This is a genomic window from Sorangium sp. So ce1504 (genome assembly GCF_051521635.1).
Classification (GTDB): domain Bacteria; phylum Myxococcota_A; class Polyangia; order Polyangiales; family Polyangiaceae; genus Sorangium; species Sorangium cellulosum_B.
Genome location: NZ_CP150365.1, coordinates 2,921,374 through 2,941,923 on the forward strand (window position 1 = coordinate 2,921,374; position 20,550 = coordinate 2,941,923).

At 71.4% G+C, this 20,550-nt stretch carries 15 protein-coding genes and 2 pseudogenes; 10 read left to right on the forward strand and 7 right to left on the reverse strand.

Features of this window, described 5'->3' with window-relative positions; all coding sequences use genetic code 11:
- A complete protein-coding gene (locus WMF39_RS11340; RefSeq protein WP_437745547.1) occupies window positions 1-612 on the reverse strand; it encodes a hypothetical protein in 612 nt (203 codons plus the stop codon).
- 608 nt (window positions 613-1,220) lie between these two features.
- Between WMF39_RS11340 and WMF39_RS11345 the strand changes: the two genes are divergently transcribed.
- From WMF39_RS11345 to WMF39_RS11390, 10 genes are all read left to right on the forward strand, one after another.
- A complete protein-coding gene (locus tag WMF39_RS11345) occupies window positions 1,221-2,312 on the forward strand; it encodes a type III polyketide synthase (RefSeq protein ID WP_437745548.1) in 1,092 nt (363 codons plus the stop codon).
- Window positions 2,313-2,368: 56 nt separating this feature from the next.
- Window positions 2,369-3,331, forward strand: a complete 963-nt coding sequence (locus WMF39_RS11350) for an aldo/keto reductase (protein WP_437745549.1) — start codon at window positions 2,369-2,371, stop codon at window positions 3,329-3,331.
- Window positions 3,328-3,762 carry a nuclear transport factor 2 family protein gene (locus WMF39_RS11355; protein ID WP_437745550.1) on the forward strand — a complete coding sequence of 145 codons (435 nt, stop codon included), beginning with the start codon at window positions 3,328-3,330 and terminating at the stop codon, window positions 3,760-3,762. The genes WMF39_RS11350 and WMF39_RS11355 overlap by 4 nt, the downstream gene beginning before the upstream one ends.
- A 186-nt stretch (window positions 3,763-3,948) precedes the next feature.
- On the forward strand, window positions 3,949-4,320 hold the full coding sequence (locus WMF39_RS11360; protein ID WP_437745551.1) for a DMT family transporter: 372 nt from the start codon (window positions 3,949-3,951) through the stop codon (window positions 4,318-4,320).
- A gap of 133 nt (window positions 4,321-4,453) precedes the next feature.
- Window positions 4,454-4,924, forward strand: coding sequence for a DUF3574 domain-containing protein (locus tag WMF39_RS11365; RefSeq protein ID WP_437745552.1), 471 nt, complete (start codon window positions 4,454-4,456; stop codon window positions 4,922-4,924).
- A gap of 332 nt (window positions 4,925-5,256) precedes the next feature.
- Entirely contained in the window at window positions 5,257-9,972 is a 4,716-nt protein-coding gene (locus WMF39_RS11370) for a copper oxidase (RefSeq protein WP_437745553.1), read from the forward strand.
- A 19-nt stretch (window positions 9,973-9,991) separates the two neighbouring features.
- The gene (locus tag WMF39_RS11375; RefSeq protein ID WP_437745554.1) at window positions 9,992-12,205 is read left to right on the forward strand and encodes a YncE family protein; all 2,214 of its coding nucleotides are present in this window, start codon (window positions 9,992-9,994) and stop codon (window positions 12,203-12,205) included.
- Window positions 12,202-12,819 carry an SCO family protein gene (locus tag WMF39_RS11380; protein WP_437745555.1) on the forward strand — a complete coding sequence of 206 codons (618 nt, stop codon included), beginning with the start codon at window positions 12,202-12,204 and terminating at the stop codon, window positions 12,817-12,819. The genes WMF39_RS11375 and WMF39_RS11380 overlap by 4 nt, the downstream gene beginning before the upstream one ends.
- An 8-nt stretch (window positions 12,820-12,827) precedes the next feature.
- Complete coding sequence (locus WMF39_RS11385; protein ID WP_437745556.1) at window positions 12,828-13,550, forward strand: SCO family protein; 723 nt, start codon at window positions 12,828-12,830, stop codon at window positions 13,548-13,550.
- Window positions 13,551-13,596: 46 nt separating this feature from the next.
- A complete protein-coding gene (locus tag WMF39_RS11390; protein WP_437745557.1) occupies window positions 13,597-15,291 on the forward strand; it encodes a cytochrome c/ABC transporter substrate-binding protein in 1,695 nt (564 codons plus the stop codon).
- A gap of 11 nt (window positions 15,292-15,302) precedes the next feature.
- Here WMF39_RS11390 and WMF39_RS11395 read toward each other — a convergent pair whose 3' ends face one another.
- From WMF39_RS11395 to WMF39_RS11420, 6 genes and pseudogenes are all read right to left on the reverse strand, one after another.
- Window positions 15,303-15,911, reverse strand: coding sequence for a Uma2 family endonuclease (locus tag WMF39_RS11395; protein WP_437745558.1), 609 nt, complete (start codon window positions 15,909-15,911; stop codon window positions 15,303-15,305).
- Window positions 15,912-16,034: 123 nt separating this feature from the next.
- Entirely contained in the window at window positions 16,035-16,880 is an 846-nt protein-coding gene (locus tag WMF39_RS11400) for an NmrA family NAD(P)-binding protein (protein WP_437745559.1), read from the reverse strand.
- Window positions 16,881-16,906: 26 nt separating this feature from the next.
- Window positions 16,907-17,755, reverse strand: coding sequence for an AraC family transcriptional regulator (locus tag WMF39_RS11405; protein ID WP_437745560.1), 849 nt, complete (start codon window positions 17,753-17,755; stop codon window positions 16,907-16,909).
- A 119-nt stretch (window positions 17,756-17,874) separates the two neighbouring features.
- Window positions 17,875-17,988: pseudogene (locus tag WMF39_RS11410) on the reverse strand (DUF6194 family protein); the annotation flags it as partial.
- Window positions 17,989-18,032: 44 nt separating this feature from the next.
- Window positions 18,033-18,998, reverse strand: a pseudogene (locus WMF39_RS11415) (arabinofuranosidase catalytic domain-containing protein); the annotation flags it as partial.
- Between the two features lie 1,210 nt (window positions 18,999-20,208).
- A complete protein-coding gene (locus WMF39_RS11420) occupies window positions 20,209-20,421 on the reverse strand; it encodes a hypothetical protein (protein ID WP_437748165.1) in 213 nt (70 codons plus the stop codon).
- Window positions 20,422-20,550 lie beyond the last annotated feature (129 nt).

Below are 20,550 nucleotides of genomic sequence, written 5' to 3' on the forward strand. Positions count from 1 at the left end.
CTACGACAGGCGCTCCTGGCCGGCGCCGTTCGGCAGCGAGGCCTGGTGCATTTTCCTGCGGTGCTCGAGCTCGGCAGAGATGAGCCGCACGAGCTCCGTCGAGAGGACGATCGCCTCCCGAGGACCATATCCATGCTTGCTCAGCTCCCGCGCGACCGACTTGGCCAGGATCTTCATCGCCGAGTCGGTCTCTCCCGGCGTCTTCGATGTCGATGTCGAGAAGAGGCTCGCGGTCATCCGGGTGTCGGCGCCTCGCCCCTGGCCGTCCTCGGGCGTCCGGTGCAGCGCCGGCTCGCGCTCCGGAGGCGCCGCGCTCCGGAGCGATGGCCTATCGATCGCGTGGCTTTCGTGGTTTTCGGCCGATGCGGGCGTCGTCGTGCTCGTCGTGCTGTCCGTATGCAGCGATGTCATGTTGTGCGCGCTCACGGTGGATCCCCGTCGTCGTTTAACGGTTTTCTCGCCTTCGTCCTTCGTTCCCGCGCGAGAGGTGCTGTTCATCTCGAGCTCATGCCGCTCGTCGCCGCGGCAGGCATCGGTGGATTTACGTCGCGAGGCGAAGTTGACGGTAAAAGCAGGAATGGCACCTGCCGGGGCAGTGTGGAGGCGGACCACAACGGCCCCTGACCCCACGATAGCAGGGCTCCGATGAAGGGCATTACTTCATCGGTCGTTCGCGCGCGAACACCCATGTTCGCGCGCGCCGCCGGCGATGCGCCGAGGGGCGCTCGCGCGAGACTGCGACTCTGAACGTGCGCGCCAATGCTCCGCCCGTAGGGCGCGCCGTCCGCGGTGCGCTGCGAGCGCGAGAGGTGGCTTGCCCGGGGCAGACCCGGGTGCGTCTGGCGCGCTCGCGGCGCGGGGCGCGGGGCGCGGCCGCCCGCGCTGCGCTCGGCCGGGGAGCCCGGACGCACGCGTGCACGGATGAGGAACAATCGACGTCGAGCACGGATGGCGAGTCGGATGTTCGCTGGGCGGACAGGGCTTGTTAGGAATCGCACACCTTCCATTGACGATGTGTGATTCCTGCGGTACTCGATGGAATCGTTGGCGGCCCGACGCTGAGGCGCCATGGGCGTCCGGAGGGAATTTCGGGCTTTGTAGAGCCGGCGACGCGGTAGATCGACGCGACGTCCTTGCTTCCGTGTGCCGCTCCATGGCGCCGTTCGCCGCGGCTCGGCCGACGCCGGACGTTCCGAGTTCATCATGTGTAGGGGGGAAGTATGGCCACACTGTGCAGGCCGGAGGTCGCGGTTCCGGAGTTCATCGTCACGCGGGAAGATACGCTGAAGTTGGCGGAGCGGCTGCACGCGAGAAACCCGCAGCTGAAGCTCGTGCTGCGGCTCATCAACGGCACCGGGGTGCAGAAGCGCCACATCGTGCAGCCTCTGGAGCAGGCGCTCGCTCACCCTGGTTTCGAGATCCGAAATAGAATTTACGAACGGGAGGCCAAGCGACGGGTGCCGCCGGTGATACGGCAGGCGCTGGAGAACGCCGAGCTCACGGCGCGGGACATCGACGCCATCATCTTCGTCTCGTGCACCGGCTTCATGATGCCGTCTATGACGGCCTATCTGATCAACGCCATGGGCTTCCGGCACGACACGCGCCAGATACCCATGGCGCAGCTCGGCTGCGCGGCCGGGGCGGCGGCGATCAGCCGCGCGCACGACTTCTGCGCTGCGCACATGAAGGCCAACGTGCTCATCGTGGCCTGCGAGTTCTGCTCCCTCTGCTACCAGCCGACGGACGATGACGTCGGATCGCTCCTGTCCGACGGCCTCTTCGGGGACGCGGTGGGCGCGGTCGTCGTCCGGGGCAGCGGAGGCACAGGCATCCGGCTGGAGCGGAACGAGGCTTATCTCATCCCGGACACCGAGGAGTGGATCTCGTACGCCGTCAAGGACACCGGGTTTCACTTCCGGCTCGACAAGCGGGTTCCCGGGACTATGAAGCCCCTCGCCCCCGTGATGCGCCGGCTCGTCTCGAGCCACGGCTGGGACGTGGGCAACCTCGACTTCTACATCGTCCACGCGGGCGGTCCGCGCATCCTCAACGATCTGTGCAGGTACCTGGAGGTGCCCCAGGAGTCGTTCCGGTACAGCAGGGCCACGCTGACGGAGTACGGCAACATCGCGAGCGCGGTGGTGCTCGACTCTCTAGGACGCCTGTTCGCGGACAGGCCGATGCCCGACGGCGCGCGCGGCGTGATCGCGGGGTTCGGCCCGGGGATCACGGCGGAGATGGCCGTCGGCTCCTGGGTGAACGATCACGGCGAGAGCAGGGGCGGAGCGCGTTCGTCCTCCGCCGCGTGACAGCGGCCCTGTCGCTCCTGCCATGTAAATCGTGTGAGAAGAGGAAGGGAAGGCTGATGACCAACGCATCGCTCAAGACGCCGTCTCTGAGGTTCACGCTCGGCGGCGACCGTCCCGTCTGCCGCATGGGTTATGGCGCCATGTACCTGACCGGGCCGGGCTACTGGGGGCCGCCGGCCGACCCGGACGCGGCCGTCCGGCTCCTGCGGCGCGCCGTCGACCTCGGGGTCAACTTCATCGACACCGCCGACGCCTACGGCCCGGACACGAACGAGCAGATCATCCGCCGCGCCCTCCATCCGTACCCGGCGGGGCTCGTGATCACCACCAAGGGCGGGCTGCTGCGCTCCGGACCGGAGGACTGGACCGTCCAGGGGCGCCCGTACATCGTCCCGTGCGGGCGTCCGGCGTACCTCCGCCAGCAGGTGGAGATGAGCCTGCGAAACCTCGGGCTCGAGCGCATCGAGCTCTATCAGCTCCACCGCATCGACCCGGCCGTACCGCTGGCCGATCAGCTCGGCGAGCTCGCGCGGCTCCGGGAGCAGGGCAAGATCCACCATATCGGCCTCTCCGGGCAGCCCGAGGTCACCGTGGAGCAGCTCACCAAGGCGCGCGAGATCACCGAGATCGCCGCCGTGGAGAACCTGTACAACGTCGCGGACCGCTCCGGGGAGAAGGCCCTGCGGTACGCCGAGCAGCACGGCATGGCGTTCATTCCGTGGTTCCCCATGGGACACGGCGACCTCGCCAAGCCCGGCAGCGTCCTCTCCGGGCTCGCCAAGGAGCGCGGCGCGACGCCCGCCCAGCTGGCCCTCGCCTGGCTGCTGCACAGGTCGCCGTCCATCCTCGCCATCCCCGGCACCTCGTCCATCAAGCACCTGGAAGAGAACTGTCGCGCGGCGGACATGAAGCTCGACGAGAGCGAGCTGGCCGCCATCGAGGACGCCGCTGCTGCAGCGAAGACGTGGCGTCCATCGGCGTCGGAATCGGGGTCCGCCCAGACGAAGGAGATGCCATGAGCACCCAGCTGCAAACCAGCGCCGCCCATCCGAACGTCCAGAAGCTGCGCACCCTCTACGCCGATCTGTCGCGCATCGGGGAGTTCGTCGCCGACGACATGGTCCTGCACACCGCGCACCGGGAGCTCTGCCGCGACAGGGCCGCCGGCCGCGTCGTCGGCAAGGCGGCCGCCACCACCCACGAGCGCGAGCTGATCCGCATGACCGGCGGCACCCTGCTCATGGACGTGCAGCACATCTTCGCCAACGATCACTTCGGCGCCGCGTTCGGCGTGCTGCGCGCCCACCTCGGCGGCGCGAGCCTGGCGATGCCGTTCTGCGGGGTCTGGCGCTTCCGCGGGGGCCTGATCACGGAGCACTGGGAGAACGCGTACGACGTGGCCTCCGTGATGGCGTTCCTCGGCGACGAGAGCGGCGCCCCGCCCGCCTGAGGCGCCGAGGGGCCGCGCAGGGCGTCAGCGGGGGTGCGTGGCGAGGCGCGGGCCACGCCGCGAGGGCCTCGCCCCGCCCTTTGTCGTTCCCGCCATCCTCCCGGATCTGCTACTGCTGCGCGCCGCGCCGGTGCCCTCCCGGGCACGGCGAGCTCCCCCGGGGAGCGCGCTCGCCGCACGTCAGCCATGGCTCAAGGTTACCTCTTCCTCATCATCGCCCTCGTCTTCAACGCGACAGCGAACATCCTGATGAAGCTGGCGTCGCGGCGCGTCACCTCGATGGAGGGGTTATCCCTCGTCGAGAAGGGCCTCGCGCTCGTCAAGAACTACCACCTCGTGCTGGGGCTCGTGCTCTTCGCGTCGAACATCCTGTTCTACGTCCTGGCGCTCAAGCGCATCAACCTGTCGATCGCCTATCCGATCATGTCGTCGGGCGGCTTTCTGCTCATCTCGGTCTTCTCCGTCTACTTCCTGCACGAGACGCTGACGGCGCTTCAGATCGGCGGCATCGTCCTGATCGCGGCGGGGATCGCGCTGCTCGCGTACAACATCACCTAGGCCTGCGGCCGGCCTCCGCGGCGCGACGTCGGACTCCCGGACCGGCCTGCCGGTCCGCCCGCCCTCGGCGTGGGGCCGTGGTACGGTGGCGCGCGCCTCGCGCCCGAACGCCCTCACCCCGGAGACCGCCGCCATGCGCAGCCGAACGCTCCCGCGTGCCTTGCTCGCCGTGCTCCTCGCGACGCTCCTCGCGACGCCCCTCGCGACCACGGCGTGCCACGGCGCGCGCAAGGACGCCGCGCACCCCTCGCCCGACCGGGCCGGCGCCGCCTGCGGGCGCGGCGATCCGATGACGCGGACCGAGCTCTTCTTCGGCCTGGACCGGTTCGAGCTACCCCCCGTGACGCAGGCGGAGTGGCAGCAGTTCGTCGACACGGCGGTCACCCCGCGCTTCAAGGACGGGCTGACCCAGTTCGATGTCGACGGCCAGTACCTCGCGACGACGGGGAAGCTGATCCGCGAGGACAGCCGGCTGATCATGCTCCTCCACGACGGCGGCCAGGTCGCCTCGGACGCCATCGACGCGATCCGCAAGGAATACAAGGTTCGCTTCAACCAGGAATCCGTGCTGCGTATCGACGCGCCCGTCTGTGTCGGCTTCTGACGCCTGGAACCGCCGCTGAAGGGTGAGCTCCGCCCGCCGCGGGGACAGCGCATGTCCCGCGCGTGTCTGTTCGGAACACCGCCTGTTCTCTCGGCTCGGCGGGCCCCTGATAGCGAAGATTCTTGACCCGAGGGGGGCTGGGAGACAGAGTTTTATTACAACTGCCAGGCTTCGGTCGGCGCATGGCCGCGCATTGCATTGCGCGCATCCGTCGGCGTGCTCGTGCCTGGCGTTCCTACGAAAAACGTTCGACGCGAGCGCTCCTGCTCGGCTCCACCCGGAGCAAGGAGATCCCCGTGCTGATGAGGCTTCCCTGGCGGTCCGGATGGGCCATGACGATGGTGGCTGTCCTTGGGTGCTCCGGCTCCGAAGGGCCTCCTCCGGAGGAGGAGAGCGTCCTGGAGAGCCAGGATGAGGTGCGCTACGACTTCCATGCACCCGCGTCTGGAAGGACGGTGTTCGCGGACGTCGTGGCCATCGATCAGATGTTCGTCTACGATCGCCTCGGCGCGTTCAACCCCGGGGGCATGGTGTACGCGCTCCGCCGGGACGTGGTGGCCGCCGATCCGTCGAAGTCCATCGGTCCTGGCAACGCGACGCTGCGGCCGGGCAAGCGCCCGAGGCCCCTCGTCCTGCGGGTCAACGCCGGCGACAGGCTCTCCATCTCGTTCACCAACTGGCTCACGCCCGCGACCGGCGCGCTGCCGAGCGCCTCCGCGTCGACCCGTGACGCCTCGATCCAGGTGGTCGGGCTCCAGATCCGGAACATCGACGCGCTCGCGGGCGACGTCGGGAAGAACGAGAGCTCGCTGGCCGCGCCGGGCGAGACGCGCAAGTACGAGCTCTTCGCCGGCCGCGAGGGCACGTTCCTCATGCACAGCGGCGGCGCCATGGTCGGCTCGGAGCCCGGGCCGGGGCGGCGGATCTCCCAGACGCTGTACGGCGCCGTCACCGTCGAGCCGCCGGGCGCGGTCGCCTACCGCTCGCAGGTGACGGCCGCCGAGCTCTCGGCCGCCTCCCAGAACCCCTCGAACCCGGACGGCACGCCGCGCATCGACTACAACGCGGTCGACGCGTCCGGTCGGCCGATCCTGAAGATGATCGACGACGCCGGCGAGATCGTGCACGGCGACGTCAACGCCATCATCGCGGGCTTCGGCGAGGAGACGGAGGTCGGCTCCCCTGCCTCCGAGAACATGGGCTATTTCCGCGAGTTCACGGTGCTCTTCCACGACATCCTGAGCGTCGTGCAGCCCATCGCGGAGTACCAGGCAGACCCGCGCTACAACGGCGTGCGCACCGGCTTCGGCATCAACTACGGCGCCGCCAGCCTGGGCAGCGCCGTCTTCGCCAACAAGCGGAGGATCGGCCCGAGCAAGCGCTGCGAGGAGTGCAAGTTCGAGGAGTTCTTCCTGAGCTCGTGGGTCAACGGGGATCCGGCGCTGAACATCGACCGGGACGACGCCGGCAACGCGACAGAGGCCCTCTATCCGGACGACCCCTCGAACGTATCCCACGGTTACCTCGGGGATCCCGTCCGCGTCAGGAACCTCCACGCCGGCCCCAGCGAGACGCACGTCTTCCACCTCCACGGCCACCAGTGGCTGCGGTCGCCGGGCAACGAGAAGAGCGCGTACATCGACTCGCAGACCATCGGCCCGAGGGCCGCCTACACGTATGACATCACCTATGGCGGAGGCGGCAACCGCAACCTCTCCGTGGGAGACGCCATCTACCACTGCCACCTGTATGCCCATTTCGCGCAGGGCATGTGGGGGCTCTGGCGCACACACGATGTCTTCGAGGCGGGCACGCCGGACCGCTCGCTCCCGGACGGCGAGCTCGCGGCGGGGACGCCCACACCCGCGGTCGTGCCGATCCCCGGCGTCGCGCTGGCGCCGATGCCGACCTACGAGCGGACGTCGGTCAGGATGGCCGACGGCAAGACCGAGGAGCGCGATCCCATGCCGGGTTATCCGTTCTACGTCGCCGCGGTCGCGGGGCACCGGCCGTCGCAGCCGCCCCGCGACATGGAGCACGACGGGGGGCTCCCGCGCCACTACATCGCGAACGTCCCGCCGGGAGGCGCGGCGGCCGGCGGCCGCGGCCTCTTCGACGTGCAGCTCTCCAGGGCCGACGTGCAGCTCTTGCCGAAGGACGGCACCCCGTCGGAGGTGGCGGCCGCCAACTTCCACGCGGGCGCGTTCCCGGGCGCCGTGCTGGCGCCGGAGCGCTACGGCTTCCCCGTCAAGGGCTACCCCGCCTTCACGGCGGCCGGCAAGCCGGCGCTCTTCCTCGTGAACGGCCAGCCGCCGGCCGCGGGCGCCCCCTTCGCGGACCCGTGCCCGCCAGGCGCGCCGGTGCGCACCTACCGTGCGGCCTACGTCCAGACCAACGCCCCGGTGAACCGGGCCGGCTGGCACGACGCGCAGGCCCGCATGATCGTCCTCGAGAAGGACGTCGAGGCCACCCTCGACGGCACGAGGGCGCCGGAGCCGCTGTTCATCCGCGCGCAATCCGGCGAGTGCGTCGTGTTCCACGCGACGAACCTCATCCCGGCGGCGCTCGCGGCGGACGACTTCCAGATCTTCACGCCCACCGACGTCATCGGCCAGCACATCCACCTCGTGAAGTTCGACGTCACCTCCTCGGACGGCGGGGCGAACGGCTTCAACTACGAGGACGGGGCCCTCGCGATGGAGGAGGTGGTGGCGCGCATCCAGGCGGCCAACGCGCTCGGCGGGGCCCTCGCCGCCGGCGTCAGGAGCGGCGAGCCCGGGGCGCGCGTGCGGCTCGAGGACCCGACGCGCCACCCGCGCATGACGAGCCCGTCGCTCGGGGCGCAGACCACGATACAGCGCTGGTGGGCCGATTCGATCATGAGCGAGGCCGGCCAGGACCGCGCGCTGAGCACGGCCTTCACCCACGATCACTTCTCGGCCTCATCGCACCAGCACCACGGGCTCTACGGCGGCCTCGTCGTCGAGCCGGCCGGCTCGATCTGGCGCGATCCGGAGACCGGAGCGCTCTTCGGCGATCGCAGCGACGGCGGGCCGACGAGCTACCGCGCCGACATCCTGTTTCCCCCGGGCGACCACCGGAGCCCGTTCCGCGAGTTCAACCTGAGCATCGCCGATTACGGCCCCGTCTACGACGAGTGCGGCCGGCCGGTGAACCCGTCGTCGCAGGCGCCGGCGCCGCTGCCGGTGGCCATCACCCATGGGCCCTCCACCCCCGACGCGATCTCGTGGCGTGACTCGGGCGTCGGGCTCATCAATTACCGGAACGAGCCGATCCCGCTCCGGATCGCCGAGCGCAACTGCAGTACGCGCGCGGTCGTCCAGAAGAGCGGCGACGCCGGCGCCATGCACAACGTCTTCAGCTCGCGTGTCCACGGGGATCCCGCGACGCCGCTGCTCCGCGCGTACGAGGGCGATCGCACGCTGATCCGCCTCACCCAGGGCGCGCAGGCGGAGCAGCACGTGTTCACCGTGCACGGGAAGAAGTGGCTGAACGAGTCGACCGATCCCGACAGCGGCTACGCCAACGGGCAGGCCATCGGCGTCTCGGAGCAGGCGGATCTCGCGCTCGACGCGGCGCCCCTCTTCCGGAAGAACGCGGCGGGCGGCGCGGACTACCTCTATGCGGGCGCGCCGACGGACGATCTCTGGGAGGGGCGGTGGGGCATCCTGCGCGTCCACGGCGAGCGGCAGACGGATCTCCTGCCGCTCTCGGGCGCGTCGCTGCGGAGAGGCAGGCGCCGGGAGGTCGAGGTGTGCCCGCCCGAGGCGCAGAAGAGGGCGTATGTCGTCCACGCGATCACCGCGAAGGGCAACCTGCCGGGCGATCGCCTCACGTACAACGCCACGTACGGGCTCAACGATCCCAACGCCATCCTGTTCGTCCTCGAGGAGGATCTTGCCGCCCTGCGCTCGGGCGCGCGCCCGCCCGAGCCGCTCGTCCTGCGCGCGGCGGCCGGCGAGTGCGTCGAGGTCACGCTCGTCAACGACCTGCCCGAGGATCCGCCGAAGTCGCCTCACTGGAACTACAACGCTCCCATCGTCGACGGGTTCAACGTCAACCAGGTGAAGCCGTCGAACCGCGTCTCGCTGCACCCGCAGCTCGTGGGGTATGACGTGACGGCGAGCGACGGCGCGAACGTGGGCCAGAACCCCGATCAGACGGTCGAGCGCGGGAAGCAGCGGACGTACACCTGGTATGCCGGCGACATCTCCGTGACGGCGCGGGGCGACGTCCGCTGGCAGCCCATCGAGCTCGGCGCCGTGAACCTCAAGGACATGGCGGACGTGGTGAACCACCCGATGCATGGCGGGATCGGCGCGCTGATCGTCGAGCCGGAGGGCGCCGTCTGGTACCCGAGCCGGGACTCCCGCGCGGCCGCCCAGGTGAAGCACCGGGACGAGAACGGCTCCGAGATCTGGTTCCGCGAGTTCGTGCTCCTCTACCAGGACGAGGTGCCCTTGCAGTCGGATCAGGCGGCTTTCCGCTGCCTCAACCCGGCCCTGGGCTGCGGCGCCACCCTCGCGAACGTCGCTGGCCCTCCCGATCCCGACTTCACTGGCCACAAGGCGTTCAACTACCGCGCCGAGCCCATCTGGGCGCGGCTCGGCGTGGGGCCGGACGCGCCTCTCGGCGTCCGCCCGGGCCTCGACGTCAGCGGCGTCTTCAGCTCGGCGGGGCGCGGCGATCCGGCGACGCCGATCTTCACGGCGGGGCGCTATGACCGCGTGCGCTTCCGGGTGCTGCAGGCCTCGGGGCACCGGCGCCAGCACTCGTTCGGGCTCTCGAACACGGAGTGGGCGTACAACCCGTGGGCGCAAGGCTCGGGATCCCGGTACCAGGGCCGGAACAGCAAGAGCTTCGCCGTGAGCGCGCACGGCGGCATCGGCCCCATGACCGCGTGGACGGTGACTCCCTACTTCAGGTCGGGCGGCATGTTCGAGGTCCCCGGCGATCGCCTCTACATGGACCAGTCGAACGCCATGCTCACCGGCGGGCTCTGGGGCATCTGGCGGGTCACGCCGTGAGCGGGAGGAGGGGCCTGTGATGCGACGGATCTCGATGGACGGCGCCTCGATGGGCGCGCGCGGACTCTGGCTCTCGCTGGCCTGGCTCAGCGCCTCGACGGCGCTCGGCTGCGGCCGGAGAGAGGCGCTCCCTGCCTCGCAGGACCCGGGGGCCGAGCGGCCGGCGCAGCCGGCGCAGCTCGCGCCGCCGGCGCAGCCCGAGGAGCCGGCGGCTCCCCTGCAGGAGAGCCGGGTCGAGCGCGATGGGCTCTCCATCGCGTTCGCCCTGCGGCCGCTGGATCGCGGCCAGCAGGGCGGGGGGACCGGCCTCGGGGCGGGGCCGGCCGCGGCGGTGGCGGGCTCCGACGTCGTGGCCGAGTTCACCATCACCGACGCGTCCACGGGCGCGCCGGTCCGTGGCCTCACGCCGCTCGGCTGGATGTCGCGCCGCGCCGGGGCGGACGGCGCCGCCGCGGCGAGCTTCTCCGGCCGCGCGCCCGCGGCGAGCCTCGCCAGCGGCGCGCCCGCGGCGAGCCTCGCCAGCGCGATCGACGCCGCGCCGGACGAGGCGGCGTGCCGGGGGAAGATCAAGAGCTTCATGGCGGGCCTCCTGTCCGTGCGCCCCGAGGTCGACATGAACGCCTACCTCCTCTGGACGCTGAACCAGGACAACTCCCTCTCGGCCATCAACCCGCAGGTCGCCCTCGCCAGGACGCAGCTCCGGAGCGTGGTCAGCCTCGCGGGCCGCGGCGTCTCGTTCGTCCTGCACCCCGACCGGGAGAGCCTCTACGTGACGCTCCGGGGCGGGCAGGGCCTCGCCGTGGTGGACACGCGGCGGGGGCTCGTCCGGACGAACGTCCCCGTCGGCCAGGATCCGTCGCGCGTCGTGGTCGCCCCCGACGGGCGCACGGTCTGGGTGGGCAACGACGGCGACGGGACGGTGAGCGTGATCGACGCCCGCTCGACGGACGTCCTGAAGACGCTCCCGGTGGGCCCGGGCCACCACGAGATCGCCTTCACCGGCGGCGGCCGCGCCGCGTGGATCACGAGCCAGCAGGGCGAATCGGTGGCCGTGGTGGACGGCGAGACGCTCGAGCCGCTCGGCGAGATCGCGGTGGGCGAGGGGGTCGTCGCCATCGCGGCGAGCGATGAAGCGGGCGTGGTCCACGCGGCGAACGCCGCGCGCGGCGAGGTCGTGATCCTCGACGTCGCGCGCCGCGCCGTCGCCGGGCGCGTCGCCCTGAAGCCCGGGCTCGGCGCGCTCCAGTTCGACCCGGGCGGGCGGTTCTCGTTCGCGCTGAACCCGTCCGCGAACGAGGTCGCCGTCCTCGACGGCGCGACGGGCGCGGTGGCGCACACGCTCACCGGGCTGGCCGCGCCGGACGCGGTCACCTTCACCGGGGCCTTCGCCTACATCCGCAACCGGGGCGCCGCGCGGGTCTCGCTCGTCGACCGGTCGGCCCTCGGCGGCCCGGCGGCCCCGCCCCTCGTCGACATCGCGGTCGGCCAGGGCCCGCCTCTGGCCGCCGCGGCGCGGCCAGGGCCGGCCGCGCTCGCCACGCCCATCGCCCCCCTGCCCGAGGGCAACGGCGCCCTCGTCGCGAGCCCGGCCGACAGGGCGCTCTACGTCTACGTGGAGGGCATGATGGCCCCGATCGGCACCTTGCCGAGCTACGGCCGCGAGCCGCGATCGATCCTCGTCGAGGACAGGTCGCTCAAGGAGGTGCGTCCGGGCGTGTACGCGACCACGGTGCGCCTCGGCGAGGGGGGGCTCTACGACGTCGAGCTCCTCCTCGACCGCCCGCGGACGGGGGTGTGCCTCGAGGCCACCGTGGCGCCCGCGCGCTGCGCCCCGGGCGACGGCGAGGCCGACGCGTCCGGCTGCGGGGGCGACCCCGTGAAGGACATCGCGATCGCGCCGCTCTTCGAGCCCGACCTGCGGCTCGCGGCGGGCGAGCCCGCGACGCTGCGCTTCCGCGCGACCGCGGGCGAAGGGGGCCCTCCGCTCGACGCGCTCGACGCTGAGGACATCGAGGTGATGGTCGTCCGGTTCCCGGCCGGGTACCGCTTCCGCGGCGCGCCGCGGGCCGACGGGGACGGCACGTTCTCCGTCGCGTTCACGCCGCCCGCGCCGGGCCAGTACCGCTTCCTCGCCGCCGTCCCTGGGCGCGGGGCGCCTGTCGGCGCGCTCCCGTTCGTCCCGCTCCGGGTCTCCCCGCGCGGCGCCAGCGCGCAGGGCGGAGGTGCGCGATGAGGCCCGGGGCGGCCCTCGCCGCGGCGGCCCTCGCGCTCGCGATCTCCTCGTCCGCGCGCTTCACGCCCGCGGAGGGCAAGGCGCCGCGCGTGGAGCGGATGAAGATCGGCGGCGTCTCCCGGGAGGACGACGCCGCCGCGGCGCGGTACTTCACCAACACCGAGCTCGTCGACCAGCACGGCCGCGCGCACCGCTTCTACGACGGGCTGCTGCGGGGCCGGAAGGTGCTCATCAACTTCGCCTTCACCTCGTGCAAGGGCGTCTGCCCCACGATGACGGCGAACCTCGCGCGCGTGCAGGCGCTGCTGCGGGCGCGCGGGCAGGCGGTGACGATGCTGACGATCACGGTCGACCCGGAGAACGACACGCCGGCCGCGCTGAAGGAGTACGCCGCGAAGTTCAAGGCGGGCGAGGGCTGGTACTTCCTGACCGGCACGCCCGAGAACGTCGCCGCGGTGCTGAAGCGCCTCGGCGGCCAGGTGAAGCGCCCCGACGAGCACACGATGACGCTGCTCGTCGGCGACACGTCGACCGGCATGTGGCTGAAGGCGTTCGCCACCGAGGAGCCCGAGGCGCTCGCGCGCGCCGTCCAGCACCTCAACGACCCACGGTGAGGCCCACAATGCGTTTCCTGTCGCTCGGTGCATCGAAAGCGCTGGTCCTGGCCGGCGCGCTCGCCGCGGCCTCGTGCGGCCGCGGGAGCGGGAACGCGCCTCCTGGCGAGCACGCGGCCCCCGCTCCCGCGGGGCCGCCAGGGCTCCCTCCGGACGTCGCTGCTGCCGCGGGGCCACCTGGGCTCTCCGCGGACGGCGCGGCGGAGGTGCGCGCCTCGCCGGCGACGGGCGTCGAGGTGCTGGACGAGGAGCTCGTGGATCAGGACGGCCGGCCCGTCCGTCTGCGCGAGCTCGCCAGGGACCGGGTGCTCGCCGTCAATTTCATCTTCACGACCTGCACGACGATCTGCTCGCCGATGACGGCCATCTTCGGCCGGCTCCAGGCCGAGCTCGGCGGCGCGCTGGACCGGGACGTGCGGCTCGTCTCGATCTCGCTGGACCCCGCGATGGACACGCCGGAGCGGCTGAACGCGTACGCCGAGAAGTTCGGCCGGCGGAAGGGCTGGTCGTTCCTGACGGGGCGGCGCGAGCGCGTGAACCGCGTGCTGGATGCGCTCGGGGGGCGCGCTCCGATCAAGGAGCGGCACGCGCCGATCACGCTCATCGGGCGCGAGGCGGAGGGCCGCTGGACGCGGGTCGAGGGCATCGCGCCGCCGGGGCGCCTCGCGGACGAGGTCCGGGCGTTGCTTCCGCCGCGAGGGGCTGCGGCGCGGAGCGCGGGCGGTGGCTAGGCCGGGGGCCCGTTCTGGGAGGGCGCGGCTCGGCCTCCTGGCTGCGGTGCCGGTGGGGATCTGCGCGGTCGCGGCGTGGGCGCTCGGCCGCGACGATCGCGCGCCTCGGGCGCACGCGCCTGCGGCGGGCGAGGTGGCGTCGTGCGAGGAGCTCTCGCCGGCCGCCCGGCGCGGCAAGCGCATCTACCAGCGCGGCGCGACCGAGGACGGCCGGGCCATCGAGGGCGCGATCGTCGGCGGCGCCGCGGCGCTCTCCGGCCGCGAGGCCGCCTGCGCGGGCTGCCATGGCCCCAGCGGGCAGGGGACGACCGAGGGGGGCGTGACGGCGCCGCCGCTCGCGGCCGAGCTGCGCCTAGGGGCCAGCGGCGAGCGGGGTGGGGGAGCAGGGCAGGGGAGGGGGGCAGGCGAGGGGGCGATGACCGCCGCCGCGCTGGTGACGGCGATCCGCGAGGGGCGAGGGCCCGCGGGGCAGTGGCTGAGCCCGGTGATGCCGCGGTACCACCTGGCAGAGGCGGATCTATCGGATCTTATTGACTATTTGGGTTGTGTCGGCCGGGATCTGGACCCTGGCGTCACGGCGGGCTCGGTGGCGCTGGGCGCCGCGCTGCCGCTGACCGGGCCGGAGGCGCCGGTGGGGGCGGCCGCGCGCGACGTGCTGATGGCGGCGTTCGCCGAGGTGAACGCGCGGGGCGGCATCTACCGGCGGAGGCTCGAGCTGCGTGTGGAGGACAGCGCCGGGCCGGCGGGCGAGGCCGGGGCGACGGCGCGCCTCCTGGACCGGGGCGTGCTGGCGCTGGTGGGGAGCGCCTTCGACGGGGATCCGGCGCTGCGGGCGCGCCTCTCGGAGGAGCGGGCGCCGCTCGTGGGGCCCTTGTCGCTGGCGGGCGCACCCGGGTTGGCTGGCGGGGCGGGCGCACCCGGGTTGGCCGGCGGCGCCCCTGGCCGCGCGCGGGATGTCGCCCGAGGGGGCGCGGCCGGGGCCAACGATCTCGTGTTCCAGGTGCTGCCTGGGCCCGACGTGCTGGCCCGCGTGGCGGTCAAGCACCTCGCCGGCGCTCCTGCGACCGCGGGGGCGCTTGCGCTGGTCGTGCACACGCGCGACCGCGCCGGCGAGGCCTGGGCGTCGGGCGCGCGCGAGGAGGCAGCTCACCGCGACCTCCCTGCGCCGCCGGCGCTCTCCTTCGAGCCTGGCCACCTCTCGCCGCGCGACGTGGCCGGCGCGGCGCGGGCGCACGGGGCGCGGGCCGTTCTCTTCTGGGGCCCCGGCGCGGACCTCGCGAGCGCCAGGGCGGCGCTGGACGACGCCGGCTCGGCCGCGCCGATCTACGCCTCGCCGGGATCGATCGCCGGCCACGCCGGGGCGCTGTCCCGCGAGCTCGCCGGCCGCGTGCTGTTCGTGTACCCAGGCTCCCTGAGCGAGCGGGAGCGGGCGTCAGAGCAAGCGCTGCAGGCGTTCCTGCGCCGGGCCGGCGTGGCGCCGGGGCCGCTCGGGATCCAGGCGAGCGCCTACGTCGCGGCGCAGATCGCGATCGAGGCGCTGAAGCGCGCCGGCGCTCATGCGACGCGGGAGGGGCTGATCGCGGCGCTCGAGCGGCTGCGCGACTTCGACGCGGGCCCGGCGCCGCCCGTGACCTTCGCCCGGAACCGCCGGACCGGCGTCCTCGGAGCGAGCCTCTTGCAGCTGAATCCGGCGTCCGACGCCGCCGTGCGCGCGTCGGCGTGGATCGAGGTGGTCCCGTAGGCCACGGTCCGTCACCGCTGCCGCTCCTCGTCGTCCTCGTCGTCGTCGTCGAACAGCGTGCCTACCTTCAGCACGATCGCATCGAAAGGCTCGGGCCTGACCCGATCCTCCCGCTCGGCGGCCAGCACCAGCAGATATCCCTCTGTCATCCACCGGTAGACCATGAGCGTCTCCGTCTCGGGGTCGACGATCCAGTAGTGGGGCACCTTGCAGCGCTGGTACGTTCGAAGCTTCTTGAACAGATCGTTGCGGCTGTTCGACGGCGATAGCACCTCACATACCCAGTCCGGCCGTACCCGGATGGGCACCTCGCGAGGCAGCTCCGGCAAGCGCTCGCGCAGCCACCCCGTCACATCGGGACGGTAGACCTCATGGGTTTCCATCTCGACCTCGACCTCGGTCGCGAACCACCAGCCACCGGGCCAGCGGCCGCCGGGCCGCCGGTCATAGGGTCCGCTGATCCGGCTTCCGATCCGGAGCTGGGCGCGCCCGTGCGGGCCGCTCGGCATGGCCTTGCGAACGAGCTCGCCACCGATGACCTCGTGGAAACGCTCGCGCTCTGGGATGGCCAGGAGATCGTCCGCGGTGGCGAGGCGACGGGCGGACGCGGCTCCGGACATGCGCGCAGGATAGCGCTGGCGGCTCTCGAGGGCACCACAGGCGTCGGCGACGCGTCACTGCGACCGACCAGAAGGCGAGGGAGCCCGCCCCTGACGAGCTTGCCGGGGAAGCTCGTCGCAGCCCTACGGGAGCCAGCTCGACGCGTGCTCGCGCGCGAACTCCGCGAAGGAGCGCGGCCGAGCGCCGGTCACGTCGAGCACCGCGTCGCTCGTCTTCGGCCCCCGACCCATCTGATGGAAGCGGAGCATCGCCGTGATCCCGTCGACGTGCTCCTGGGATACCGCATACGGCAGCATCGCCGCGCGGAACGCCTCCGCCGAGGTCGACGCGAAGGTGACCTTCCGGCCGGTCGCCCCGGAGATCTCGGCGACCATCGACGCGTACGAGAGCGGCTCGGGCCCGCACAGCGTCAGCGCCTGGCCCTCGAAGCGGTCCGATGACAGGCACTCGGCCGCCACGCGGGCGATGTCGCGCGCGTCGATGACGTTCTCCTCGAAGTCCTCGCACGGCAGGCGGAGGACACCCTCCGTCCGGATCGCGTGACCGTGGTAATTGATGAAGTTCTGCATGAAGCCGCCTGGCCGGAGGAGCGTGTAAGCGATCCCGGAGGCCTCGACCCCGCGCTCGATCGCGCGATGGACGCGCGCATAGAAGAACGCTTCGCTCTCCGCGCTCATGATCGAGAGCTTGACGAGCCGGTGGGCTCCGGCGCGCCGCGCCGCTTCGACCACGCGGAGCTCGGCGGTGACCTGATCGAGCATGTCTCCTGTCGCGAGGAAGACGGTCGTCGCCCCGCGGAGGCTCGCGTCGAGGCCGTCGCCGGTCTCGAGATCGACGCGCGCGACCTCGCCGGCGTGGTGGGCCGGCCTCCTCGAACGATAGACGCCGCGCGCGGGCAGCCCTCTGCGGTGAAGCTCCGCCAGGACCGCGCTCCCCACGACTCCGCTGGAACCGAAGATGATGTGCATGCGCGCAGCCTGGATCGCGCGCCAGGTCAGCGAATAGGAAGCATTTGACCCCTCTCGGCCGGCGGGATGGGGCGCGCGCCCCGTTGCCTGGCGAGGAGCTCGCGCGGCGTCAGGCCCGAGTGCTTCCGGCACTCGAGGATCCAGTGCGACTGGTCGGAGTACCCTGCTGCGTAGGCGAGATCGGCCCCGGCTCGCCCGCTCCGCGCGGCGATGTCGAGCGCCCGCTGGAACCGCTGGACGCGCAGGAAGTCACGCGGCGTCAAGCCGACCTCGCGACGGAACAGCTCGATGAACCTGCGGTGGCTCAGCCCTGAGGCCGCGACCTCCACCGCGATCGCGCCCTCGGTGAAGCCGCGCGCCGCGCGCCGGACCGTCGCGGTCACGGCGGCGTGCGACGCGCGGCACGCCCGGGCGCGATCGAGGAAATACGCGCTCAGCGTCGCCAGCCGTTCCATGTTCGTCGCCGCGCCGTCGATGCGCTCCACGAGATCGCGCGCGGATGCGCCGAGCAGATCGTCGAGCGGGTGGTGCTGGTCGGTGAGGGCGTCCATCGGGAGGCCGAAGAGCGGCCACGCGCCGCCGGGGTGAAAGTGCGCGCCCACGAGCCGCGCCTGGGGAGCCGTGGGCACGTCGAACGCGGACTGGCGCGGGCCGGAGACGAGGGCGGTGCGGCATGTCCCGTCGCGGCCGGTCGGCTCTGTCCAGGAGAGCCGCTTGCCGCCGAGGGGGATGACGATCTCGAGCGTCCCGGTGGGCAGCACCCGATCGACGAGGTGCTCTGGACGGTAGCTGTCGTAGACCCAGAGGCTGCGGATGAACGGGCGCAGCGGCTCCGGCGGCGGGATTGCGCGGTAGACGGAGTGGCTGTCGGTCACGGCGGTTCAACCCCGGCGGCGCGCGAGCATGGCCCGGGATCATCGCATGGCCTTCCGGGGCTCGGCGAGCCCGTTCTGCCGCTCCTCGTCGCCCTCGTCGAGCAATGCTTTGTTCGACCTCATTCACGGCTCTCGCGCTTCGCGTACCTGCTGACAGCCTGCTGATAGGCCTCGGCCAGCGACGGCCGCACCGCGTCAAAGGTCGCCTGGCTGGGGTTGAGCACGCACACCCAGGACTGCCTCCCGCAGCAGTGCTAGACACTCCATCAGCGCCCGCTCACTCATAGCCTGCCGCAATGATGTTGTTCTGGAGCGCGTCCTCCGTGGCATCGTTCGGGTAGCCGGCGGCGATCGCGCCCTCGTAGAACGTACCCGCGCTGTCGTTCGCGCCGCCGTCGGGCTTGCAGCAATCACCACCACTGCCGAGCACGATGGCGCCTTGCTTCTTCATCGGGCTATAGCCGTTCGGCAGCGAGCCCTCGTAAAGCTTGGTCAGACCGCCCGACTGAGCGTTGCCGCCCTTCAGCGCGAAGCGCGTGGTCCCGTCGTTCTTCAGGATCGCAGTGACGTACTTGTGCGGAAACGCCTTCTGATTCGGGTTCCAATCGCTGCTGCCGCCCGGAAACAGACCCCACTCCAGGTCGGCCTGCACCCACGGACCGGTGCCGGAGCAGCCGCCAAACCAGCACTGCTTGCTGAAGTTGATGGCGTCCATGGCACCAGCTCTGTCGGCCTTGCGGGTGGTCTCGCTGTTGCCGTAGTCGAAGCAGCACCCGCCGTTGACGTGGGTGCCGCTCGTCACCATATACAGGCCTTCCGGCGCGCTGCCCGTCGGAACGCCGGTGGTATGGCCGTCGCGCCAGTAGCTGTTGCCGGGGTTGATGTAAAGCGAGTAGACCTTGCTCCCGCTGACCTTCAGCGACTCCGTGGTGGCCTTCGCTGGGCTGCTCCTCGGTGAACCGGGCACCACGTCCGAGCCTTGGTACCAGAGGTCATTCCCGTGTCCGGATTGGTCGTAGAGCACCGTGATCACGCACGAGGTCCCGGAGCAGAACGCGTCCTGTGGTGCGGAATCGGCGGGCCCCCCGGCTTTGAGCACGGCGATGTCCTTGGTCGCGTTGTCCGAGGCACGCCGGACTTGATAGAGCTTCCCGGCGTAGGCCCCGAAGAGGGCACGCACCGTGCTATGGGCGGCAACACACGGCGTGCCGCCGCTCGCGTAAAGATCGCACGGCCCGGTCGATGCGTTCGCGTCACCGGAACCGCCAGTGCCACCCGTTCCCCCGCCTGCTGCGCCGCTGCCACCCCCCGTTCCTCCGCTTGCTGCGCCGCCGCCCCCCGTTCCTCCGCTTGCTGCGCCGCCGCCTCCCGTTCCTCCGCTTGCTGCGCCGCCGCCCCCCCCCGCTCCTCCGCTTGCTGTGCGGCCACCACCCCCGCCGTCTCCTCCAGTTGCCCCGCCAGCGTCTCCGGTCTCCGTGGGCTTCTCGGCGCCGGGGTTGTCAGCGGTGCAGCTCAAGCCCTGTGCGGCGAATATGAACGTGAGCATTAGCGTCTTTTTCATCTCTTCTCCTAACGGGCGCTATTGGCGAGTGAATGCAGCTCGCAAACTCCACCGGCGGCGACCGATCTTTACCATGGGCGCAGCTCCGGACGCGCACCAGCGCATGGCCCGAGGAGACCGCAGCCCCTTTCCTCGCAGTGCCGAGAATTCTCGCAAGTTCAACATGATCGATGTTCTTGGGGGGATCGGCAGAAGAGATCTTCCAGGTTCCGTCGCTGCAGAAGGGGCAGCTCGCGCCGACGATCATGCCCACCGCGGCCCACGTGAAAGCCCGGTTCGATTTTCATTTCATAGCGACGCCAGTTTGCCTCGAGCGAACCAGGACAGTTGTCCCAATCGCGTCACTCCGCGATTCGGGTCGCTGATCGAGCCGGGGGGACCCGAGGCGTCGCCTCGATCCGACCCGCACGACAGATCTCTATTACGACTGGGATGCGGTAGCGTCCGGCCCGGCGCCGACCGGACGAGGCTGCGACGCATCATCACGACGCGGCGCGAGCGCAGGATTGCCTGAGCCGACGGCAGAAGACCCAGCTCGAAGTCGAAAGCCAAACGTTTCCGAGACGTCAAGCCTCAACTCACGAGGCTCGGTCCAGCCGAGCCCGACGTGCGACGATGCCGGCTCTCGCTGGAAGCGAACGTGGGCCAAGTCGAACAGCGGCTCGGACCGGCTTCCCGCGAACCGCGAGCAGAAGTCGTGCACGCCATCGGTCGGTGTTATGGAACAGTCGATGTCGATCCAACCTTGCCATCCTCCCGTGGCGCTGGCGGGGCAAAGGTACACGGGTCTTCATGCGCCCCAGGGACCCTGGCGGCACGCCGTCGATCGCCGTCGACCGCCGAAGCAGAAGGATGCCCCTCCAGGCAAATGTGAGCGTTCACATTCCGAATGTCAATTCCAATCGACTGGCCTGCCGCTGTCTCGAGCCTGAATCACCTGCTTCGGGATGGGATACAGGGTCGTGATCGGCCGGCTCTGGACGAGGTGGAGCTCCTCCTCGACCAGGCGCCGCTGGATGTCCTGGGGGTGGCTGAAATGCCCTTCGAACTGCCGGCCGGGCGCTCGATCCGCGTCGGCAGTTCGTTCGCTTCGACGGATCGTCACGCCGCTCGTCGAAGGGCGCCACGATGGCGCGCGACCGCCCTCGCAGGGCTGATGGTTCGAAGGGGAGACGCCAGGCACCGCCGCGAGCGCCCCGCGGCTGCCTCCTGCTTGCCTTCGCCCCTCCCGCTC

Coding starts and splice junctions, on each gene's coding strand:
- WMF39_RS11345 (WP_437745548.1), top strand. CDS start 1,221: ATGGCCACACTGTGCAGGCCGGAGGTCGCGGTTCCGGAGTTCATCGTC.
- WMF39_RS11350 (WP_437745549.1), top strand. CDS start 2,369: ATGACCAACGCATCGCTCAAGACGCCGTCTCTGAGGTTCACGCTCGGC.
- WMF39_RS11355 (WP_437745550.1), top strand. CDS start 3,328: ATGAGCACCCAGCTGCAAACCAGCGCCGCCCATCCGAACGTCCAGAAG.
- WMF39_RS11360 (WP_437745551.1), top strand. CDS start 3,949: ATGGCTCAAGGTTACCTCTTCCTCATCATCGCCCTCGTCTTCAACGCG.
- WMF39_RS11365 (WP_437745552.1), top strand. CDS start 4,454: ATGCGCAGCCGAACGCTCCCGCGTGCCTTGCTCGCCGTGCTCCTCGCG.
- WMF39_RS11370 (WP_437745553.1), top strand. CDS start 5,257: ATGACGATGGTGGCTGTCCTTGGGTGCTCCGGCTCCGAAGGGCCTCCT.
- WMF39_RS11375 (WP_437745554.1), top strand. CDS start 9,992: ATGCGACGGATCTCGATGGACGGCGCCTCGATGGGCGCGCGCGGACTC.
- WMF39_RS11380 (WP_437745555.1), top strand. CDS start 12,202: ATGAGGCCCGGGGCGGCCCTCGCCGCGGCGGCCCTCGCGCTCGCGATC.
- WMF39_RS11385 (WP_437745556.1), top strand. CDS start 12,828: ATGCGTTTCCTGTCGCTCGGTGCATCGAAAGCGCTGGTCCTGGCCGGC.
- WMF39_RS11395 (WP_437745558.1), bottom strand. CDS start 15,911: ATGTCCGGAGCCGCGTCCGCCCGTCGCCTCGCCACCGCGGACGATCTC.
- WMF39_RS11400 (WP_437745559.1), bottom strand. CDS start 16,880: ATGCACATCATCTTCGGTTCCAGCGGAGTCGTGGGGAGCGCGGTCCTG.